At 35.7% G+C, this 22,646-nt stretch carries 21 protein-coding genes and 2 pseudogenes; 7 read left to right on the top strand and 16 right to left on the bottom strand.

Annotated features, from left to right (window positions below):
- Positions 1-18: 18 nt before the first annotated feature.
- Entirely contained in the window at positions 19-855 is an 837-nt protein-coding gene (locus ACIF8R_RS15665; RefSeq protein ID WP_396481762.1) for a hypothetical protein, read from the bottom strand.
- 329 nt (positions 856-1,184) lie between these two features.
- On the opposite strand from ACIF8R_RS15665, the gene ACIF8R_RS15660 reads away from it, so the two are divergent.
- Positions 1,185-3,263, top strand: a complete 2,079-nt coding sequence (locus ACIF8R_RS15660) for a 3'-5' exonuclease (protein ID WP_396481760.1) — start codon at positions 1,185-1,187, stop codon at positions 3,261-3,263.
- A 178-nt stretch (positions 3,264-3,441) separates the two neighbouring features.
- Here the strand turns inward: ACIF8R_RS15660 and ACIF8R_RS15655 are convergent, their stop codons facing one another.
- A complete protein-coding gene (locus ACIF8R_RS15655) occupies positions 3,442-4,038 on the bottom strand; it encodes a hypothetical protein (RefSeq protein WP_396481758.1) in 597 nt (198 codons plus the stop codon).
- Positions 4,039-4,196: 158 nt separating this feature from the next.
- Here ACIF8R_RS15655 and ACIF8R_RS15650 point away from each other — a divergent pair.
- The 3 genes and pseudogenes from ACIF8R_RS15650 to ACIF8R_RS15640 all read left to right on the top strand — a co-directional run.
- Positions 4,197-4,352, top strand: a pseudogene (locus ACIF8R_RS15650) (DUF4113 domain-containing protein); the annotation flags it as partial.
- Between the two features lie 33 nt (positions 4,353-4,385).
- Positions 4,386-5,054, top strand: a complete 669-nt coding sequence (locus ACIF8R_RS15645) for a hypothetical protein (RefSeq protein ID WP_396481756.1) — start codon at positions 4,386-4,388, stop codon at positions 5,052-5,054.
- A 76-nt stretch (positions 5,055-5,130) separates the two neighbouring features.
- Complete coding sequence (locus ACIF8R_RS15640) at positions 5,131-5,616, top strand: hypothetical protein (RefSeq protein WP_396481754.1); 486 nt, start codon at positions 5,131-5,133, stop codon at positions 5,614-5,616.
- Between the two features lie 267 nt (positions 5,617-5,883).
- Here the strand turns inward: ACIF8R_RS15640 and ACIF8R_RS15635 are convergent, their stop codons facing one another.
- Entirely contained in the window at positions 5,884-6,444 is a 561-nt protein-coding gene (locus tag ACIF8R_RS15635) for a TetR/AcrR family transcriptional regulator (protein ID WP_396481752.1), read from the bottom strand.
- A gap of 104 nt (positions 6,445-6,548) precedes the next feature.
- Here ACIF8R_RS15635 and ACIF8R_RS15630 point away from each other — a divergent pair, with 104 nt between their 5' ends.
- Entirely contained in the window at positions 6,549-6,773 is a 225-nt protein-coding gene (locus tag ACIF8R_RS15630) for a hypothetical protein (protein ID WP_396481750.1), read from the top strand.
- A gap of 554 nt (positions 6,774-7,327) precedes the next feature.
- The gene (locus tag ACIF8R_RS15625; RefSeq protein ID WP_396481748.1) at positions 7,328-8,509 is read left to right on the top strand and encodes an MFS transporter; all 1,182 of its coding nucleotides are present in this window, start codon (positions 7,328-7,330) and stop codon (positions 8,507-8,509) included.
- 115 nt (positions 8,510-8,624) lie between these two features.
- Here the strand turns inward: ACIF8R_RS15625 and ACIF8R_RS15620 are convergent, their stop codons facing one another.
- Positions 8,625-9,515: a LysR family transcriptional regulator gene (locus ACIF8R_RS15620; protein ID WP_396481746.1), complete on the bottom strand. Its 891-nt coding sequence runs from the start codon at positions 9,513-9,515 to the stop codon at positions 8,625-8,627.
- A gap of 343 nt (positions 9,516-9,858) precedes the next feature.
- Between ACIF8R_RS15620 and ACIF8R_RS15615 the strand changes: the two genes are divergently transcribed.
- Positions 9,859-10,299 (top strand): HD domain-containing protein, encoded by a 441-nt coding sequence (locus ACIF8R_RS15615; protein ID WP_396481744.1) that lies wholly within the window; start codon positions 9,859-9,861, stop codon positions 10,297-10,299.
- 193 nt (positions 10,300-10,492) lie between these two features.
- Here the strand turns inward: ACIF8R_RS15615 and ACIF8R_RS15610 are convergent, their stop codons facing one another.
- The 12 genes and pseudogenes from ACIF8R_RS15610 to ACIF8R_RS15555 form a co-directional block, all read right to left on the bottom strand.
- On the bottom strand, positions 10,493-11,653 hold the full coding sequence (locus ACIF8R_RS15610; protein ID WP_396481742.1) for a hypothetical protein: 1,161 nt from the start codon (positions 11,651-11,653) through the stop codon (positions 10,493-10,495).
- Positions 11,646-12,974: a TolC family protein gene (locus tag ACIF8R_RS15605; protein WP_396481740.1), complete on the bottom strand. Its 1,329-nt coding sequence runs from the start codon at positions 12,972-12,974 to the stop codon at positions 11,646-11,648. The genes ACIF8R_RS15610 and ACIF8R_RS15605 overlap by 8 nt, the downstream gene beginning before the upstream one ends.
- Positions 12,971-14,557 (bottom strand): GH3 auxin-responsive promoter family protein, encoded by a 1,587-nt coding sequence (locus ACIF8R_RS15600; protein WP_396481738.1) that lies wholly within the window; start codon positions 14,555-14,557, stop codon positions 12,971-12,973. Before ACIF8R_RS15600 ends, ACIF8R_RS15605 begins: the two co-directional genes overlap by 4 nt.
- The gene (locus ACIF8R_RS15595) at positions 14,554-15,342 is read right to left on the bottom strand and encodes a hypothetical protein (RefSeq protein ID WP_396481856.1); all 789 of its coding nucleotides are present in this window, start codon (positions 15,340-15,342) and stop codon (positions 14,554-14,556) included. Before ACIF8R_RS15595 ends, ACIF8R_RS15600 begins: the two co-directional genes overlap by 4 nt.
- Before the next feature lie 188 nt (positions 15,343-15,530).
- Positions 15,531-17,078, bottom strand: coding sequence for a DHA2 family efflux MFS transporter permease subunit (locus ACIF8R_RS15590; RefSeq protein ID WP_004701515.1), 1,548 nt, complete (start codon positions 17,076-17,078; stop codon positions 15,531-15,533).
- 24 nt (positions 17,079-17,102) lie between these two features.
- Positions 17,103-18,164: an HlyD family secretion protein gene (locus ACIF8R_RS15585; protein ID WP_396481735.1), complete on the bottom strand. Its 1,062-nt coding sequence runs from the start codon at positions 18,162-18,164 to the stop codon at positions 17,103-17,105.
- Positions 18,165-18,834: 670 nt separating this feature from the next.
- Positions 18,835-19,017, bottom strand: a pseudogene (locus tag ACIF8R_RS15580) (glycosyl hydrolase 108 family protein); the annotation flags it as partial.
- Between the two features lie 76 nt (positions 19,018-19,093).
- A complete protein-coding gene (locus ACIF8R_RS15575; RefSeq protein WP_396481734.1) occupies positions 19,094-19,867 on the bottom strand; it encodes a DUF4882 family protein in 774 nt (257 codons plus the stop codon).
- A gap of 365 nt (positions 19,868-20,232) precedes the next feature.
- Positions 20,233-20,538: a TM2 domain-containing protein gene (locus ACIF8R_RS15570; RefSeq protein WP_288420508.1), complete on the bottom strand. Its 306-nt coding sequence runs from the start codon at positions 20,536-20,538 to the stop codon at positions 20,233-20,235.
- 372 nt (positions 20,539-20,910) lie between these two features.
- The gene (locus ACIF8R_RS15565) at positions 20,911-21,819 is read right to left on the bottom strand and encodes a DUF4882 family protein (RefSeq protein ID WP_396481731.1); all 909 of its coding nucleotides are present in this window, start codon (positions 21,817-21,819) and stop codon (positions 20,911-20,913) included.
- A 228-nt stretch (positions 21,820-22,047) separates the two neighbouring features.
- Positions 22,048-22,347 carry a hypothetical protein gene (locus tag ACIF8R_RS15560; RefSeq protein WP_396481729.1) on the bottom strand — a complete coding sequence of 100 codons (300 nt, stop codon included), beginning with the start codon at positions 22,345-22,347 and terminating at the stop codon, positions 22,048-22,050.
- Between the two features lie 67 nt (positions 22,348-22,414).
- Positions 22,415-22,606 (bottom strand): hypothetical protein, encoded by a 192-nt coding sequence (locus ACIF8R_RS15555; protein WP_032048329.1) that lies wholly within the window; start codon positions 22,604-22,606, stop codon positions 22,415-22,417.
- Between the last annotated feature and the right edge of the window lie 40 nt (positions 22,607-22,646).

Raw genomic sequence — 22,646 nt, 5'->3', positions numbered from 1 at the left:
AACGTAAATATAAGTTAATTACTCATTCAATTTAATCTTATTAATCATATCTTCAAAAAATTGACTACTGTCACCTATTTCACTTTTTAAATCTTGAGAAAATTGAACTAAACCATCTTCTCCAAAAATATCTTTTCTTAATAAAACGGTTAACTCTACTAACTCAAGTTGAATAGAAGGCATTCTATGAGCAACTTTTAGAGCTAAGTTTTCACTTAAATTATTTTTTTTCTTAAGTAAATCATTTATAGATTTATGATATTGATTTCTTTGTTCAAAAAAGTATTCCATAGAAGCTTCTAATTTTTTATATTTTTCTAGATTTACTTCATCCGATTCAAAATTGACTCTCATTAAATCTAAGGTTCTGTCTATATCTTTAGTGAATTTATTAAAAAAATCCTGATTTAAGTTAATATTATTATTTATATCAATTATTTCATGAGCATCTAAATAAACATCCATATAAAAATTTAAAAAGGCACGAACAACTCTACTACTTTTTTCTGATGTGTCTATATCCGCAATTAGTCTCAATCTATTCATAGTTATTAAAAAATCAGTAAAAGTTTTTTGAGCTTGATCTACCTTCCCCACAGGATCTACAAGATTTCCAATCATAGAGCTTAATTCAATTATTCTATCACTTGCATTTAGATAGATTTCTTTCCTCATACTATGTATTCTTTCTTGCTCTTTTTGGTCACTTTCAAATTTTTGTCGATTTAAATTATGTTTATTATTAAAGAAATTTGTTATCCATACACTAATAAGACTTGTCGTCGACACTAAAATACCAACAAAAAGTGGTACATATTTATCATTAAAATTAATCGTAGCATTGAATTTAATCAAACATATGATCATTAAAGTTGTAATCAATATGCCTATAATAAATTTTGATCTCCTCAACTTCATTTTCTTTCCAACTATTACTCCACGCGCAAACTATACCCCATTTTTATGCAGATATGGGGTATCTTTTCTATTACATCTTCTTGTATTATTTGGCCGCTTAAGTAGGACTTGATAATCAGAGAACTTAAACTGTCTACTGTTTTAAGTTTTATGCAGTTTAGAAGTTCTAAGGTATCTTCGCTGAATACTATATTCATTACTAAAAATTAAAACGTACCTACTTCAAAAAATAATTTCTGATTTAATAAATTTAAAGGAAAACAGCTATGGTTGATATGGTGCCTACTACGCTAAATAATGTAGACAACACCACGCTAGGCGAAAGAAAAGTTTATAAATTTCTACAAGACTTGTTTGCTGATCAAGATGCTATCGTTTGGTACGAAACAGAGGCTTTGGGTCGTTATTCTGATTTTATACTTTGGCTCCCTACACATGGTTTACTGGCAATAGAAGTAAAAGATTGGTCAAAAAGTAATTTTAAAGAAGTTAACCCAACGCAATTTACAGGAACGTTTTATCGTAAAGATAAAGCTCATGCCGTTCCAAACCCTAGAGCTCAGGTTCGTACAGTTGCTATGAATCTTCGTAATAAATGTAAAATGAATGATTCTTTAATAGCAAAAAGTGGCTTCTATGAAGGCAACCCCCTTTTTCCTATTACACATAGTGTTTTTTATACTAATATTTATCGTAGCGATGCAGTTGCATTAGGCTTATTAGAAGAAGGTATAAACGAGCAAAACAAGATTTTATTCAAGGATGAACTTGAATATGATCTTGAAAATAAAGATAGCCGAAAAGAATTGATTCGAAAAATTCACCTTCATTTTAAAGAGTTTTTCTATTTTGAACCGCTTACTTATACTCAAGTAAAGACATTACGATATTTACTTTTTCCTGAGATTCGTATTAATACTTTTGAGAATGATGATCTTTTTGATGCTCAACCTCAGGAGTTAATGACTTTAGATATTCAACAAGAGATGATTGCCAAGAATATTGGTGCTGGGCATCGTATTTTAAAAGGTGTGGCCGGAAGTGGGAAATCTCTTGTTATAGCGTGCCGAGCTAAATATCTAAACTCTGTCTATCCGGACTGGAAAGTTCTAGTTGTCTGTTTTAACAATACGTTATGCAATCATATCCAAAATATGATGAGTGACAATGATGTTGAGAACTTGGAAATATCAACTTTTCATGGTTTAGTTAAGAAAATTACTAATGCCAATCTAAAAAAATTAGATGACGAATCGCAAGACCAATATAATTTAAGAGTTGCAGAAATATTAAATTCATATGTCGAAAGCACAAATTTCTTAGAAAAATACGATGCTATTCTTATTGATGAAGGACAGGATTTCACACAGGAATGGATACAAAGTTTAGTAAAAATTTTAAACCCAGAAACTAATAGTATTTTATTCTGCTACGATCCAGCACAGAATATTTTTAATAGAAAAAGACCTAGTTGGAGATCTTTTGGTCTTGAAGTTCAAGGGAAAAAACCAACAGAATTGATGCGTTGTTACCGCAATACTAAAGAGATTCTGGTGACTGCAAGAAATTTCTTGAACAGTAAAAAACTAGACAGTTTAGTTGCTGAGGATGACTTTGATCGGGTATTAGATCCAGATACAGGTGAGTGCAAAGTAGGTTTATTCCCTATCACCTATCAAAGCCAGAATCTCCAAGAGACGATTAATCTAATAGTTAAAAAGATAAAATATCTTGTTAACAATGGACATCCTGAAAACTCTATAGCGATTTTGATCGCTAGACATGAATCTCAAGAAAAATTAGATGTACTTCTTAAAAAGGCTTTTGAAGAGCATGCCTCCAATATTTCTTATAAGTTTATTATTACAAGCAATGATAAAAAGACACTTAATTTAAAAGAATTAAATATTAAAATTCTAAATTTTGAATCTTCAAAAGGCTTGGAATTTGATCACGTGTTTTTGATTGGTTTAGAAAATATGCCAAGAATTACAGCAAAGCTTGTTAGAGATGAAGATACTGAACGTAAATTAACTTATGTGGCAATGACTAGGGCTAAAGAAAATCTATATATGATTTCTCATAAAAATATAGGCTATTTTAGTGAAATAGCAGAGATCATTAATGGTCTTAAACCTGCAACTGAAATTATTATCAAAAAAAATAAAGAAGCGGAAACTCCTATCGGTACAAATGCATACCAAGCTTGGACGGAAGATGAAGAAGTGAGATTAATCGACTCTTTTATGGAAGAAGGAAAAAGTGTTCAAGAAATCTCTAAGATATTAGAAAGAAGCTCTGGAGCCATTCGGGCAAGGCTTAAAAAGTTGAAACTGCTAGAGTAATGGTATCTAAAAGTACAATTTATTTTAAAAATTTCTGACGAATAAGGTGGCTATAGGATAAATTTTTAAGTCCAAACCATAAAGCCAATATATTGTATTAATTAGTATTATCCATTCAATCTAAAAACAATCATATAGATTATGAATCTATATGATTGTTTTTAGTCCTATCTAGTTATTATGGGGATATTGGTATCTGCTGAGACAGAACATGCTGAGCATTCGCTTTATTCTTTACAGTCTGCACTATTGAGTTTTTATCAATTAGTTTACTCTTATTTACTTTCTTAGTATTTTTAGTAGATGGTTTATCTGAGCTTTCAGAAGATGATTTTTCAGTTACATCTACAAGTCCTTTTAATTTGTCAAGATATTCTAAACTATATTGATTAGCACTCTTGAATTTTATAATTAGTTTACTGCCTCTTAAATCTTCGACTTTAGTTGCTTGAGAAGCATCAAATGAAAGAGCACTCTTGGATAAAGATTTTAAACTTAATGGGTCTGCTGCTATAGTTAATTTCCCATCCTTTGTTGCATTAGCATTTAAGGCGATCTCTAACTCAATATCATCAACATAAACACCAGCTTTTACATTATCTGCATCCAATCTATTCTTCATCGCAACTATACCATCAGCAATTTGAGGCAATGCTTCATCCACGCTTATCATTTTTCTTGTCTCTTGCTGCTCTTTATTGATTTGAAACGATGTACATCCTATTAAACTAAAACTAAGTATTAAGTATATTGCGGATTGATTAAAGTTATTCATAATTTTTTCCTTTTTTCATTATGTATTAAAATTTTAATCCTTTTAAACACATTACATATATATAATCTGACAAATGGTCATATCTTTTAAAATAATTTTAACTATATGTTTTTTAAGAAAATTTTACTTAAATATGATAATAGGCTGGAAAATAATATTTGGTGCAAGCTATGGATGGTATCTATAGTAAATTTGGCAAGAAGAAAATTAGTATCGGATCTTGTTTTGTTCCTAATCGCAACTAGTCAATGAGTAGAGATAAATTGAGTAGAAATTCATTTAGGTGGGATGAATTTCTAATTACAAAAAATTAAAATATAATTATTATTTAAACAAGTTTTGGTTACATGGAAATTTTCAAGAAAATATCTTTTTGGTTCTTTATAACTACTATTGTCTACTGTATAGCAATGCTTATTTATATTTCATTAAAAAACTTCCTATCCGAAAAAGCAGAAATGATATCAGCTTTTGGATCAATTCTTGGGGCTTTAGCAGCTTTTTTTGCAGCATTTATAGCACTATATGTTTATAATGGTTGGAGAGTAACTGAGGACCATAAAACCCAAAATTCACACATCAATAATGCAGTAAATTCATTCTTTAATTTGCAAAACACTTTAAAGTCCACATTAGAACAATCTATTGAAATTAGTAAGCTTTGCTCTCAGCAAGATTTAGATTTTAAAGATAGGACACAATTACTCATTATATCGAGTAAAATACAAACCGAAATTTCATTTTTTCTAAGAGAGCTTAAAATTCACTTGCAAATGTTTTCAACAATTAGCAATACGATAAAATTGTGTGAGGAATATGAGAAAATCATAGAAAATCTGGATAAAGACATATTACAAAATTTCACTCCTCTAATTGAAGCAATACCAGATAAAACACCAAGTGAAATATTAAATGCCTATAAAATTTACTCAGCTTATTTAGCTAAAGACCTAGTAGTAAATTTACATAATAAGATAATTTTAGATATTACCAAGAGATCAAAAGCTACTAAGTGATCTAAAATAATATGAATATTTAAAATTAAATACTAATTTGTCCCAAATTTCATCTACTCAAATTGGAATTTTCAAAGTGAATTCAACCTTAAATACAGCTATAGCTGTAGCAATATTATCAGCAGGAATTAGTTTCCTTATTCAGTATTTCTTTAAACGATATGACAGCAGAATTCATGCTAAAACAATTAAAAAAGCAATAATTAGCGAGATTACAGCAACATTGAAATTAATAGAAAAACGTAGATATTCAGAATTTCTTCAAGAATGCATTCATGAGTTAGCAACTGGTAAAACCTTTAAAGTTCTAGCTTCAATTGAACAACAACAAAATCTTTTTCCTGTTTATAAATCCAATATTGATAAAATTGGCGTGCTCAATGCAAACTTAGCTTCCAAAATCGTTATGTTTTATGCATTGTTAGAATCTGTATTAGTTGATACAAATTCAAAAGGATTACTGAATAATGCTGAATATTCGACCCTAGAAGCTTTTCAAGAAACTTTTGCAATTCTTAATGAAGCAATTGCTTTAGGAAATGAAATTATACAGAATAAATAAAACTCATTTGAAGTTTCTAATAGTAACACTATGATTTATATATTTATTATTTTCAATTGTATAGACATAGCATGTAAAATTAAGAGTAAATTAGTGCCAATCGTCTGTTTAATCTATTGTTAAATTACTTACTATTAACATTTGTTTTAATTTTATGAACTGTGCATCTTAATAACAGAATGCACAGTAAAACCAGAACCTTCAGAGTGAAATGCGGTTGGCAATCCAACTGCGTTATATCATAAAATCAAAGATCTGCTCTACAACTTAAATCTTAGTTGCCGACATCCACCTCAAAAACACCTCCAACACCCTTTCATCAACTTCATCTGAACTTAAACGCTGAATGACGGCGCCTTCGATCATATATAAAAAGAGTTTGGCATCGGTAAAAGAAGCATCGGAGTTAAGTGCTCTAAGCTGGCTATATATTTCATTGGTGAGCCATGTTCTATATCTCACGGCGGTTGTGTACGCGTTTGGGTAGTTATTTTTCGTTTCAAAAATGGCTTTAAATAACAAGTAATACAACCCGTCTATATCTGCGTGTAAATCATAGAGCTTTTTGAGTTTATCGGCTGCACTGGTGTATTCGTCGTATTCGACCATAGAGACTACTTTTTCTTGGAGTCGTTCTTTTTGTACGATCAGGCAAATTTCAATAAAGCGTTCTTTAGATTGAAAGTAGGTATAAAACGTCATTTTTGGAATACCCGACTCTTTCACAAGTCTGTCCACGCCGACGATATGAAACCCGTTGTAGTGAAATAGCTCAATTGATTTATTTACGACTTTTAATGCACGTGTTGGGAGAGTTAAATTTTGCATATTTTTACCGTTATAAATTAAATTTTTGTTGTATATAAATGAGATATAAAAGCCTTCCACTTTTCTAAAGGTGAAAAAAAAAGCGTAGCAAAGCCGTAAAGACTGTGCCTAGCACATCTCAAGTTTTAGTTGTTGATGAAGTTTTAAGTAATAACGAGCTAAAGCCTGAAAAGCCTTACGGCGATCAAGCTGCGTTAAATGTTTTAAGCTGTGTTGTTATAGCTTTTGGCAAAGGTTGCCAAGAAATTATGGATGCGCAAAGCCAACTCCTTATATATGGAGTTCTGCCAGAGCATAAGATTTATGGTGGCAGAACGAAAGAGGGTTAGCAGACTGGTTTGGACTCCAGCACACCCGAGGGTGTCCCTCTCCCGTCCTACCGCTACGGGAGGGAACGAGATTTACATGCAAAACTATTCCTCAGAAGAAATAGCTCTGATGTAGTCCAAAACAAACGGTCTGCTAAAACCGACTGGCAATGTGGCCAGCCCGCAAATGGTAATCTCCAATATTTGAGGTGTCAATGTGAAATTGGCTAGAAATTATTTAAATAGTTATTATTTTTCATTTAATTAGATAATTAAGGAAACTCTTAAGTAATATTTACAATCATCTTTTATATCATTAAGTTAAAGTTTAAAATTTCAAAAACTTAAGGGTTAATTTGGTTCACATCAACAAAGCATGAATAAATAAAAATGAGTAAATTCTTTTAGTTTTGCGCTCAGTGCAAAACTCTTATGCCTAATTTGAGTATTCCGTCAGATGAACCTAATACATAAAGTAAATATGTACTTCCTACCCATTTTATAAGCGTCCTCATTTGTATATTCATTAATGGGTACAACTGGCTTTATTCGTTCATCTTTGGCAGATATTTATTATGAAAAGAACACAAAGTAGTTATTTTGCTCTGGCTTGTCTGTGTGCTTTTGCTGTTGCCAATATTTACTACAACCAGCCCTTGCTTGCACTTTTTGCAAAAGACTTCGCGGTCGATGAAAAGTATGCAAGTTCTGTGGCGATGTTTGTACAATTGGCGTATGCAGCAGGCCTTGTTTTCTTCGTGCCATTAGGCGATCGATTTGAACGCAGAAAGCTGCTTATGATTCTATTGGGTGTTAATGCTACTGCCTCGGCGGTAGCTTCTTTCACGCAAACGATTGAACAGTTAATTGCGTTAAATATTGTGATTGGAATGACCGCTATTGGCGCACAGATTGTCATTCCCATGGTATCTCTCATCGCACCTGCCGAGCAAAGAGGACGAGCAGTCGGGACCGTGATGAGCGGATTAATGGCTGGTGTCTTATTTGGCAGAATTCTATCCGGATTTGTCGGAGATTATTTGGGTTGGCGGTCAATGTACATTGTTGCGACCGTACTAGACCTTGCTTTGCTCATGATGGTTCCTAAGCTTTTACCCTACAGTAAACCGACCGCGTCACAGGTTTCCTATCCTGCGTTGCTAAAATCGCTTGTCACCTATTTTATAAAAGAAGGTGATCTCAGATTATCGTGTTTATGTGGTGCATTAATGTTTGGCGGGTTCAGTGCTTTATGGGGTGGACTTGCATTTTTACTTGCACGGCCACCTTATCATTTTAGTAGTGATGTTGTGGGTAGTTTCGGGTTTGCTGGCATTGCAGGCATTCTTGCTACACCTTACATTGGGAAAATGGCTGACCGTTATAGCCCTAGAGTGATTGTTTTAACAGGAAGTGTTATCGCAGCTTTGGGCTTTATCTCTGTATTCTTTTCTTCTCATTACCTACTGGCATTAATCGTTGCTCTTGTTTTTCTCGATATTGGAGGTCGAGCAGGCCTTGTTGGAAATCAACTGAGAGCCTTAGCTTTATCTACAGAAGGCAGAAGTCGTTTAAATACGGTTTTTATGTGCGCTTATTTTATAGGTGGTGCTGTGGGAACTCGTATAGGTGCTGAAATCAGTGTCCAGTACGGATGGACTGGTATTGCTGTAATGGGCTTTATTGTTTCTTGTTTTGTTCTCATGCTCAATGTAAGAGAAAAGAATGTGAATAAAATGGTTAATGATACTGCCTGATTTAATTGAATATCTTACTGACCATTTCGTTAAACAACGGCAAAGAACACAAGAAAATACCGTGTTCTTTGCCAAATATATGGGTTAGAGAGTTATTAGCCAGCAGATTTAAGCATTAAATGGCAGCCATAAGGTTATCTCGCAAGAACTGTAAAAACGCAGCGAGTTTAGGCGTCATTTTAGGAAGTGCACGCAGAAAATGAATATCATCAACTTTCTGTTGTGGGTCATCGAATACTTTGACCAATCGACCTGCTTTAATTTCTTCACCAACCACCCAGTTAGGTAAAAATACAATCCCTAATCCTGAAACGGCGGCTTTTCGCAGCGCGTCAAAATCATTACAACGCATATATAAACGATGGTCTCTCTGCTCGGTATCAATGATACGGCTCCACGATACGGCATATGGATCATGGTACTTGTCCAAAATATGGTGACCAGAAAGTTCCTCTGGGCCAGAAGGCATACCATATTGCTCAATATAAAGCGGACTTGCACAGGCAACCCAAGTCTGGTGCGCTATTTTTGTCGAATACAACGAACTATTTTTCAATTTACCAATACGAATTGCTGCATCAAGGCGTTCTATTGATGGATTTTCAAGTTGCTCAGTCAGATCAAGAACAAGATTCACATCGGGATAACGAGATTTAAACTCTGGCAGCCACGGGAAAATATGAAGTTTTGCAAATGTCGGCAAACAACTAATGCGTAATGTTCCTGTCACTTCTTCATTTAAAGAAACGATTTCATCTCGCATATCCTTGAGTTCTTCAAGCACTCCCACCGCACGATTAAACAATGCATCGCCCACTTCAGTTAAATGAAGACCACGTGTACTGCGTGTAAATAACGGGGCTTTCATTACTTCTTCAAGCATATCAATTTTTCGTATGATCGATGACGGGTTTACGCCGTGATGGCGTGCAACCGCAGAAAATGAACCACATCTTGCTATTTCAACGAATAAAGAAAGATTTTCTGTGTACCGATAAATATCCATTGTTTCTCTTGATATCTTGTTTCCACACATGAGGTGGGGATAGTTTTATTTAACCTGAACCTTAGGCAAAACCAGTAATAGCTCATTTATGACTGGGTATGGGAGATTGAGTTCATTAAGGGTAATTATCCTAGCACTAGAATAGCGTGAATGAAGATGTAAATATGAAATTGGCTAAACAATATTTAATGAATAACCTCTAAGTTTATCGATACCGAATCAGTAGATAAAATAGTTAATTAAGAAGTATTCGTATGAGTCACTATTCAGTATAAAATTATGACCTAAGCGACCATCTTACAAATTAGGCCGCGTCATATACTTAAAGTGATAAGAGCAAAAAATGACTCAAAATCAAGTTGAACTCGCAGAGAAATTGTCAAAAGAATCTCATCAAGGTCAAAAGTATGGCCCTCATGATTACTTTGAGTACCATATTAAAGGTGTGGTCAATTCATTAATCGAGCATCAATTTTCAGAAATCTACATTATTACTGCCCTTCTCCACGATAGTGTTGAAGACACGCCTCTTACGCTAGACAAAATCGAAAGTTTATTTGGAAAAGAAATCCGCGATGCTGTAGATGCATTAACTAAACGAGAAGATGAAACACGCAAAGAGTATTTAATTCGTTGTAGTTCAAATCCAATTGCTCGAGTGGTGAAACTTCATGATGCAGCCTTTAATGCTCATAACTCACATAAGGACAATAATCACTCACGTGTCGATTATTACCTTCAAACCATTCTAATTGTTTCAACGGCGCAAGATAGGTTGGGCTGAAAAGTTAGCCAGTTTTAGTAAATCCCAAATCATTCATTTTGATTTTGTAACGTAATCAAAATTAGCATCAAAAAGTCTCTTGCTCTAGCTGACATTCACCATTTTGCGCATATATTTGCTCAAATCTATTTAATTTGCCTAAAAATGAGCAAATATTTGCGCATTAATGACCTACGGCGAAGCTATCTAAGGGTTAAATACGCCCAACCTCTAAGTATGGAATCAGGTTTTTATCAAAATTTGGTCTTGGGTCGCCCTCATAACTAATAAAACCATGCATACCCGTTAAACGTTCACCTTTATAGAACTGATTTAACTGATAACGCGGGTCTTTATGGGAAAGCGTAAAACTCACGACACCAACGCCCTGTTGTTTTGACTGGTTATAGGCATCTTCGAGCATTTTATGATGCAAAGCCAAATCTTCGGGATGGCACATAAGCGTATGCAATACATGGTACTGAATAGAATCACCCAGTTTAGGCAAACGCATGCCTTTAGTCATTGGGGTTAGCAAGTTATAAACGGGTCTAAGCACACCTATAGCCGAACTATAATTTAGAATCTTGGTTTGCTTAATACTATGCTGATCCCACAAGCCAAACATGCCCACCAGTTTTTCACCCCTAAAGTAAAGTGAAAAGTCTGAGAGTTGCATACCTGAAAAATATTGATGTCCTTGGGCAAGTTCTTCAAAGTCATAGGCAGGTATAAAGTTGTAAAACTCTGCCATATCGGCAATAAACTGGTTCATGGCTGGTACGTGCTCAGCTTCGGCTGTACATGTACGGATCTCTTGAAGATGACTCTGTTTAGAAGTCTGTTTTAGAAAAGCTGTGATTTTTCGTTTTATGCCTGTACTCGTCAGGCTGAGTGTCTCTATAAGCCCTTCATCATAATAATCGGGCATTCCCGTTTTACCCGTTTGTATAGCGGCGCGTGCGGCATGGTTATCATCAAAAATAATCATTTGGCTAAAGTTGGGTGCATGCATGGTCTGTTTTACATGCTTGGCTAATACCTTCACTAGTGATTTACCCCGATAGCTATGATCTACCCGTAAGTCGCCAGCGTATCGCAAGTTTTGAACGTTCCGATCGACATAACATGGGCGGTAACCATTGCTATAACAAGCGACATTTTTTTGACTTTCGGTGTCTTCAATCACCACATGTAATTTATGCCGATACACAATGTCAGACGCTCCAAAATAACTCGGTTCACGCTGAAAGCTAATTTGTATGCCTTTGGTGGTCATCGGCACAGCTATTAGGTCTCGTAAAGCCTGGTCATCTGCCAAAGTCGCTTCACGGGTAATGAGGTTTTCTGCCAGTGGTGGATTTGTTTTATTCATTATTCACCTGTTGTGCGGTCTGCATAGGAACCAAGCTATTTAAACGTCCCATTTGGTCGAGTAGTTGATAAACAAACACCACTTCGTCTTGGTCATTTACGGTTTTTTGGGTTTGTGCATCGAGTAGTTTCTGCTCGGTATTAAGCAAATCAAAAGTGGTTTTGGTGCCTACATCAAACTCTTTACGTGTATAGACAAAGGCAATAGACGCTGCCTCTATGGCATTTGCCAATGCATCTTTATTTTGTCGGATGGTTTGAAGCTGCGCATAGGTGGTACGGGTACGCTTATTTAAGTCCAGTTCAAGGCTTCGTATTTTCTGATGAGCTAAATCGATATCGGCCTGCGCTTTTTTGACATTGGCGCGATTTAAACCATCGTCATAGAGCGGTACATTGAGCTGTACCCCAACCATATAGTTGTTACTTTCAGAGCCAATATAGCTCGCTTCATCTTGCTTTCCGGCACGGCTGGTCAGCATAACAGTTGGCCAGAGTTCCCGTTTAGTTAAAGCATATTGTTTCTCTGCGGCTTGCATTTCATATTTAGCGCGCATTAAAGCCGGATGGTTTTTGGTTTGAGCCAAAATCTCATCTAACCCATTCGGTATAGCAGGTAGTTGTTTAATCGCAACAAGGTTGTCAGGTGTTGTACCAGTTACTTGATAAAACTGCGCTTCACTTACAGTCAAGTTAGACTGCGCCTGTGTAATATCGGCTTGGCCTTGCGCGACTTGCGCCAAAACTTGAGCCAAGTCTGCACGGGTAATCATGCCTACATCAAAACGGCGCTTTGACTCATATAAAGACCGTTGCAAGTTCGCCATAGTCTTTTGTCTAAGTTCTAAAATGGCTTTCTTTTTTAATACGTCGGTATAGACCATTACGGTATTTAAAATGGTTTCCGACCGTTGATCTGACAAGCCTTGGTTTTGGGCTGAAAGCTGACTTTCGGCAATATCTACACCCAAACGATGCCGCCCAGAGGTATAAATCGGATAATCAGCCTGTAACTGCAAACTTCGGCCTTTACGGTTTCCTTCAGTTGGAAACATGACTTTTGGCGGCGTATCTATTCGCTCATAGTCCAGTTGCCCGACTAAATTGACTTTAAGTCCATCACGCTGTTTAGCTTGCTCAAGCATAGCAGTAGATTTGTTTACGCTTAAACGGCTGATTTCAAGCTGACTTTCATGTCTTAAACTGGCAGACAACGCCTCGTCTAAAGTCATGGCATGTGTATTCGACACAACCAACACGCCTAAATATAAGGCGTGTCGAAGTGTTAAAAAACGAGTATTTAATGACTTCATCCCTTTCATAGTTGTTCCAAACTATTGAGGGTGACTTTTTTAAGTGGCTCAGGCTTGATATTGCCTTCGATAATGCCATCAAACATGACCAGTTGCTTATAGGCATTCCAGCCATTATTGGCTTGGCGAATTTGCGGCTCGTCAAGCTGTCCCAAGTTTCGTGCAAGTTCATAATGGAAGTTTTGACGTAAAATACTGTCGATATATTCATTGCTAATGCTGTGATGAATTTCACCTTCAAAAAGCACACAATAAAATGGTTTAACTTGTTGTTGGGTATCAATCGCGAGTAAAGAAATTGCTTTCGACTCGGTTTCATTTAACTGAGACAACAACTGTTGAGCGGTTTCAGGTGCAAGTTTCTCACCAACCAGATCCACACCAAAACGGCGGCCTTGAAACTCAAAACACGGAATTTGCTCTTTAAAGCCAGTCACTTTTAAGCAGTCATCCAGACAATAACGTAGCAAGCCATTCCCCGAAGTAATCAGTGGGCTGACCACATCACCTTGTTTAAGCTGCCATGAAGGAACGATTTGACCTTGTTTCTCACCCTCTAAGTATTCAAACTCGTAAAAATGACTTTGATATGCCAGTGGGTATTGGTCATTATAGGGAATAGTCACTACACCTTCGGTTGCCCATAACCCTTTGCCTTCAAACTGAACACTGGGTAATTTCTCTTTTAATTTTTCTGCCCAAGCTTTTGAACCTGCAGTATCCCAACTCGACACTAAGCTTAATTTTGGCCAAAGTTTTTTAAAGTCGATCTGTGCGCCGTTTGAACTGTCAATTAGGGCTTGAGCACTTTCAGGGCTATGCGGTGCAGTGACTTCTTTTAATGAAGCCTGACGGTTGCCCCATGAACCACTTTGTAAAACCTCAATCACGTCTTGTTGTAGCAACTCTAAACGTTCGAGCAATTGCAGCGCAAACGTTGGACTCCACACCGAAATCATGGCTAGGTTACGGTTTGCGACCAAATAGCAAATGGTGGCAAACAGTGCATCATCGGCATTCGCTGCAAATGCGACGTTACTTGGAACGGCTTGAGTAAATTTAGACAATATACGTTTACCTACGCCAAGTAGCGCACTATCATCATTTAGATTTTTATCTTTTAAAACTTCACGCTGACTTTCAGGCAACCATGACACCGACCAGTAATGTGTACCCGAACTCAGCTCTGGACACTTACGGTATAAACTTGCCATCCACGGCGCAATTGCATGGTCAAGTTCATCTAAAAACAGCTTGGTGTATGGAATAAACTTGATTTGTTCACTCGAACCACTGGTCGGCTGGAAACGAACCAACTTACTGCTCGACAGTGAAAGCTTTTGTTCACGGTAACGCTGAATGTCTTCTCGCCATGCGCTATAGCGAGTCGCAGGAAAGGTTTTTACAAACTGCTCATAGTTTTGAACCTTTTTATCTTTGGCAAAGGTAGAGGTCTGTAATATCGAATGCAAAATTTGACGTTGTGTGGTTTCTAAAGCATTAAACTGTTTTTGGAAATTACGGTCAGATGCATCACACCATTTTTTTAAAATAAGATGCGAGCCGAGAGTCAGCCATTCATTAGATTTCATTGGATAGCCTCTCTACGTTTTGTTTTATGGGTTACACAAGCTTCAAACTTTCCTTTACTGGTCGGCTTCGTCATGAGCTTGACTGGGAAACGAGCAATATCTTTCCAGCCTAGACGACCAATACACGGCAGTTCTGTGCCTGCTTTCCAAGTTGGATTTTTTTGTTCAAAGAAATGAATATTTGGGTTCTTTTCTCGCATTTCGGCAGTAATCGGTGCGACTTCACCTTTTAGTGGCTGATAGTCATCACCGAAGTTAAGTAAGCCTGCTTCACGGTCGTAGTATTCCCCAAAGAATTTCTCACAGTAGTGCTCAACCACTTCCGAAAGATGTTGGTTTTCATCTTTTATGTTTGGGTAATACACATAGTAATTATTGGCGAGTAAGAGATAGGTCTTATAACCTTTAGAAATCAGGAGCCAATAGAGTTCGTTAAATGGATATTTCACTCTTAACTTGATCATGAGTTTGAGCATGGTACTTTGTAGACTACGCGTGCCCCAAAACTTCTTCAAAATAACCGTATCACCGCTAAACAACACGGTGTAGTCTTTACCGTTTAAGTAGAAGTGCTGAACCACCACAGTCGAGAAACCGACAATCTCATCTGTCTCAGAGTCAAAAATTAAGATCGCACCGCTTTTATTTTTAAAATCGTCTACAAAAATAGAAAATCTGGTATTTTCATAATACTGTTCGTAAATGGAATACATCACTTTTAGTCGATCAGTATCAATTTGCTCTTTTTCAAAATATTGCCCATAAGTTGCGTTTTTCAGGTTCAATTTTGAAATCAGTTTATATGTTGTATTAATCATAATACTTTAATCTCCCACATCCAGATCTGTGAGTTCCGCTCGCTCATAAGGCGATGTTGGAAACTCGTATAAATGTTCTTTTTCTAAGAAGGGATACGTTTTGATATGCCCTATTGTTTTTCATTCTTTAAAAGCTGCCCTCTACTGCTAAAACTTTACATATTCATTTTCTTCCCCCTGTCCATAAAGATGGTTAAAAATGCGGTCACAAACATAATGATTGCGAGCATGCGTAATAAGTCATTAAAGCTCGATGTCAGTGCCTGAAAATGAATGTCGCGGTAAATCACACTCAATGCGATTTGCTGAGCATTTGCACCGACTTCTTGATATTGCGCCGTGAGCTGATCAAGTCGCTCTGTAAAAATCCAGTTTTGCGGTGTCATCGCCTGATTAATTTGTGTGACATGCATGGCGGTCAGCCAGTCTAAGGATGAGTTAATCAGCGCCAGTCCAACCGCACCGCCAATGTTACGCATCAGGTTATAAATACCGCTGGCATCGGCCACTTTACTGAGTGGCAAAGTGCTCATAGCCAAATGCGACACCACAATTAGGCAGATCATAAGACCAATACCGCGGTAAATTTGCGGCCAAAACATAAAGTCGTAATCGCTGTGAATGCTGAGGTGCGAATTGAGCCATACACCAAAGCCAGCCAGAACCATTCCAACAAATACGGTTTTGCGGGTATCGAAGTTAGGAATAAGCCATGCAAGGAACGGCGCAAAACAGAACATGACAATGCCTGTCACCATCATGACGTGACCAATTTGGCTACTGTTCATTTCACGGACTTGCCCAAGAAACACGGGAATCATGTAACCCAAGCCATACAGGGCCATACCAATCACAAACGTTGTAATGGCACTTAATGTAAAGTTTTTATTTTTAAATACCGATAAATCGAGCAAAGGCTTAGGCTGGGTAAAACTTCGAGAGAAGAAAATCATGCCGCCTATCAGGCAGACCATAAAAGCAATACGAACGCCTGTGTCTGCAAGCCAGTCATGTCGTGCACCTTCATCGAGGAAATATTCAAGCCCACCTAAAAACATCGCCATACCGACCAGACTAAACCAATCCATGCTTTTGATGAGTGAATAATTGGCACGGTCGATATTTGGACCTGAGTAAATGACCGTGGCAATGATAATGCCCGGAATAATATTGATCAGGAACATCCAGTGCCATGAGAAATTATTGGTGAGCCAACCGCCAATGGTGGGGCCAATCGCGGGCCCTAAAGTACTGATCATGCCAAACATGACCAAAGGCAATGACCGTTTTGGTTCGGGGAACAGTAAGTACAACGCCGTCATGGAAGTCGGAATCATGCCACCGCCCATAAAGCCTTGAATGCCACGGAACACCAGTAAACTTTCCAAGTTCCACGACAAAGCACAAAGTAAAGAACTCACCGTAAAACCAATTGCACAAATGGTGTAATACACCCGTGTTGAAAGCACCCGCGAGACAATACTCGACATTGGAATTGCAATAATTTCGGCAATTAAATAAACCGTTTGTACCCAAGTGACTTCATATCGACTTGCGCTCATACCAGCTTGAACTTCGTTTAGAGAACTCGCCACAATCTGAATATCAAGAATCGCCATGAAGTTGCCAAAAATCATGGCAGCAAAAATTGCCCATGCAGTTTTTGCGGGAAACCTCCACTCGGCTTCAACATGCTTATTCATTTTCTTATTACCTAAAATTTTTTATTAAGTTCTTAGGTCAACGGTGGCACTCACCGACATTCCAGGTTTTATCAAATCAATATGTGGGCTTGAATCTATGGCAATACGTACAGGAATACGCTGTACGACTTTGTTAAAGTTGCCTGTTGCATTGTCTGGTGGCATCAGTGAGAAAGTCGCGCCTGAAGCTGGTGAAAAACTCTCAATTTTTCCGGTATAGGTCAGGCTCGGATAGGCATCGAGCTTTAACTTCACCTTCTGACCAACATGCATTTTTTCAATTTGGGTTTCTTTGAAATTGGCTTGTACATACAAACTATTTTCAGGAATGATGGCCATTAAGCGGGTTTGCGGAGAAACGCGTGAGCCTTTTTGAATTGCAAGGCTACCGATCTTACCGCTTACAGGACTCACCACTTTTGATGAAGCCAAATCGACTTGATACAGGTTTAAGTTTGCATTGGCACTTTGAATATCTGCTAAAAGCTGTGCTCGACTGGCCTGTAAACTGCCTAACTGAGCTTCTGCTGCATTGACGGCGGCTTGTGCTTTACTAAGTTGTGCCTGAGCGGTTAAATATTGAGACTGAACACCTTCAAAGTTTTGACGGGTAATTACGCCATCTTTTAATAAGTCTTGATAACGCTCATATTCTTTTTTCAAACGTGATAGGTCGGCTTGTGCTGCCACTACACCACTATTTGCTTCCGTAATTGACGACTTGGCAGACTTTTCATTTTGTTGTTGTACGCCCAGTGCGGCTTCTTTTAGGCTGACCACAGAACGGGCTTGGTCATAACGAGCTTGATAATCGCGGTGATCTAATACTGCTAAAGTTTCCCCTTTTTTTACCACCTGATTATCGTTAATTAATAACTCCATCACTTCGCCAGAAATCTTTGGCATAACCCAAGTCACATCGGCTTGCACATAAGCATTATCAGTAGATTGATAGAATCGATATACCAAAAAATAATATACGATACCGGCAACTAAAAATAACAGCAGGACACTAAAAACACCCCAAGTTATTTTCTTTCGACTTTGGAAATTAGTATCAGTTTCTAGCTGAGCTACGTTATCCATATTCATTCCGCTTATTTGTAATATTCGATTTTTTATTTAAGCCAATAAAATTATTGGTTTCTTTTTTACGTAACTTTTCACTTGGTTTTATTCAATGAATCGTGACAGCGTAAAATTTGGTGCAAATTATGATTCTTAAGTTAATTAAATATCATTGACCTCTTTGCCATATATTTTTTCTATTTATGTCAATAAAGCATATTATATAAACTATGTTTAAAAATTATGTAATTCGGATTGGTGTAGATTTCTCGTAATAAATCTATTTAAAAAACAAACATAAATTATTGTTAATAAACAAATTAATTTTAAATAATTTCCAATTAGATAATCTTCCAACACAGAAAATTATTGCAAAAATATTAAGAATAAATTTTATTGTGTAATATTTAAGTATTGTTAATTAAAATAATATGTAATTTTAAAATGATTTAATAATCAAAAATGTTATCGTTATACAAATAAGATATATATAAGTTATAAATATTATATTTTTTCAAATTAACAACAGTAAAACTGACAGGATGAGTAAATCAAAAAGTAATGATTGTTTAATAAATAAGCCATTATAACAAGTAAAATGGCTTATAATTTTCCAGATAAAAACAGACTTACCAATAAGTTTCAACCTATTATTAATAGAGAAACAAGCCTTTAAAAATAGTGATTATTGCTTCCGATAAATAGACTTAGCTACATCTAGAGGCAAATCACTTATAGTTCCTTTATAATTGTTTGCATGTACAACAGCTTTCGCAATACCATATTTTGTTGTACCTCTCCGATCTGCAAGATTATTTACATAAACAACTTCGCGTTTAATAAAGTCATCAAGATATGCTTCAATGTTCATTTCACTTTACTTTAGACAATAAAAAGCCACCCGAAGGCGGCTGTGTTGAGAGAAATTTATCAGTTATATAAGTTTTTTACAAAGCTACCCCGCAAATATCTTTGGTACCTGTTGGATAAGTTTGTGTAATTTTTGACTGATCTAACAGAAACTCGACAGAAACATCTTTATTCGTATCAGTCGCTGCTAAATCATAAAAATTAGAGGTTAATGAAAAATATAGATTATCAAGTTTAGAAGGGAACGTTGCAAAATAGCCTTTGTTAACCCCATTAAAAACTAGACCAACTTGATTAGAGTTCTGATTGATATAGATACCAATCTTTTGGTAACCATCAGAAGTAACTTCTGGAGCTAAACTAAAGGTATCGGAAACTAGCGTATTATCATTTGATGTAGTTTTAATATAAAAGCTATTAGCTGTAGGTCCATGTTGGTACGCAACTATAAAATTCACAGCCTTACCATTCTGCATAATACCGGCTGCTAGAGCTGGAAAAATATTTACATAACCAGTATTACCTAATGTAGGAACTTTAATTTTATATTCAAATGCTATAATGCCAGATGTTGGAATTACTTTATCGCCTCTGGTATATAACATTGCAGATGAATCATTCGCTGCTAAAAATCGTGAAAGGTAATCTTGACTAAAAGCCATATAAATAGGACTTTGCTGAGAAGTCTTATAGGAAAACTTATTTCCTGTAATAGTTGGGAACTTCTGAACAGGAGTATTACCCAAAGATTGTAACTGAGTTAATGTTGCATCAAAGTTATAAGCACATTCGGCAAAAGCACTACTTACTCCACTGAAGCCCATTATTGTTGCTAAAATAATTTTTTTCACGGTATTATCCTGTTTTTATTTTGAACATTCAGTATAACCAAGTATCTAAATATTTTAATTAAATCCGATAAATGACAGAAATATGTGTGAGCTAGTTAATAATAATTCTTAAGTTTTTTGCAAAGTCTGGTAATATTTTCTAAGATTTGTGAGCCACCTCCCCCTTTAAACTCTTTAGATGCCTTTTTCAGCATCTTTCATTCCATCTTTTAGTTCAAAGGTCTTCGCACCGACATGTACTTCAACACGATTATTATTTGCCATAACTTCCTTACAGACGTAAAAAGTCCCTCTAAAGGTGGCGATGGAAAAATAAAAAAACCTTGTTGTTACAAGGTTTTTTATCTAAAAATTTGGCGATTTAATCACCCATATTTTTTTGCAAAATCTTCATCTGAACTGCAGAGATAAAGTATTCCTTCAATAAAGGCAATAATGGCTGGAATAAATGTCCAGCAGAAAATTAAATATAATATACCTTGTCCCACTTTACCCAAATAAAATTTATGTGCTCCAAACCCACCTAGAAGTAAAGCAAAAACACCAGCAGCTACCTTACTTTTTTGACCTGTAGTTTTAACATCATGCTGTCTTACACCACATTTAGGACAAATTTCTGCACGAATATCAATTTGTTGGCCACACGCAAAACAAAATTTTGTTTGAGTCATAATTTCACCAATTATTATAAAGTCGGTACAATTTAACAAACTGATTACATAAAGTCACATTTATATTTATAAGTGCAATCTTAACTATCCTTTGGAAAATTCGTTAATACATCAATTATATCTTCTTCATTTTCATCTGAAATGATAGATCATTGCGGTATTTCTTTAATTCGCATGAAAGCTTCTAAAATAATGTATGTACAACTTCTTCAAATTTATTCTCCCGAAAATTCACCTTCGAATTTATCTAAATATTCTAGGCTGGAAGTTTTATTGACTAATGATAAAACTTCTTGCATGTTGACCATATCTAAAAGCTCATCATAGACATATTCACAGGTAATATCAGGATAATATGGATCTTACTTTTCCTTAAACTGCTACACCACAAATATCTGTAGCTCCTGATGGATATGAAAACTGCAACTTACTTCGTTCCGTAATTAATTCGGCTGAAATTTCCTTGTTCAGGAATTCAGGCTCTATATAACCATATTCAAAAGGAATAAAAAAACCAATATTTTTTAATTTCGAAGGAAGCGTAGCAACGTAACCTTTATTCACACCATTAATGATTAATCCAATCTGATGACTATTCTGATTAATATAAAAACCTATATGCTGATAGCCTTCCTGGGTAATGTATTCTTTATAAATGGGATTAGCTGGGTTCAGAATATCCAGATTTGTTGCGACTGTAGAGCTCAGAACATTATTAGAATTATTGTTAGCATAGAATGCACCTAAAGTAATTGTTTCCCCACTTTGAGTTTGGCCAAAAGCTGATACTGGAACTGGGAAGGTTGCGACTTGACCTGTACTAAGCTGATTAATAAGTTTAAATCTGAACTCAAATGCGAGAATACCGGTTTGTGGTATAGCCTTATCACCATAGATATTTATGCTTGATTGACTTGGAGTTTGTATGTTAGGTGAAGTCAAATTATTCTTAACTGATAATTTTAAATTATTTTTGGTTAATAATTTTGAATACGTATTGGTTAAACTCGCTGTAGTAGCTGGCGCCATTGCAGCTATCCAAATATTAGCAAACTCTTTACTAGTAGCAAGGTAACCTTTTCCTTTACTAGGATTAGTGGTTTCAACTAATTTAAAACTAACTTTCTGTCCACTAATAACAGGAAAAACATTAGCTTGATTAGAAGAGACTGCTGAAATTTTTAGAATCTGGTCTTGGGTAACATCAAAATTATATGGACAAATACTCCAAGCACCCATACTAGTCATACCCAAAGTTAAACCTAAAGCTATTCTTTTCATAGTAATTCCCATTTTTATTTTTTGAACATTTAATATACATTTATTTTATAAAGAAGTGAAAATTTCTTTATTTTTTCCTGTAAATATTTTAACTTTAATTTTTCCATTTAATAAAAATTGCTATAAAAAACCCGCTTCAAAAAGAAACGGGTCATAAAAAATAAAAAAACTTTCAGCGCAGTATTTGATATTTATAATACAAATTAAAATATGTATTTACAATATATTTTAAGAATATAAATGTTGGAATAGGATATTAGTCAGCCAAGTATTAAATGCTTGCTTTGACACGAAAGATGGAGCTCGGAATAGATCTATATCAACATTTAAATCATGATGACCTACAACTTTATATCGTCCACCACCTAAAATAATGATGTTTGTATGAGGATATTTCAGTATTGTTAATACATGGCCCAAAAATCTAGCTTGTTTTTCTTTATCATGCTGACACAGCTTAAATTCGTGTGAATTTACAAAGAGATCATATTCTCGATCTATTATTGCCTTAATTTGCGTAAGTTCCACTTCGATCTCCTTATTATGGGAAATCTTTTTATAACACAAAAAAATCGACTATTGACGAGCTCTAAAGTCAAAAATTGATATCAATGTTATCAAAAATAGATGATGCAAAATCAACTATATCTTTTCCGATTTCTACAATTAAATCTGTTACTTCAACTGGATCAGGATTTACAGAATTAAGCACAGAGTTTTCCTGCTTTTGCTCATCCTCGACATCTAATTGTTCTATATTATTTATTGGATCATTTTGATTTTGCATTAATTTAAGTTAGTAAAATTCCGTTGAGCATATTAACTGA

This window comes from Acinetobacter sp. ABJ_C4_1, from assembly GCF_044538495.1.
GTDB lineage: Bacteria > Pseudomonadota > Gammaproteobacteria > Pseudomonadales > Moraxellaceae > Acinetobacter > Acinetobacter nosocomialis_A.
This window is presented reverse-complemented; position numbering and strand designations above follow the sequence as displayed.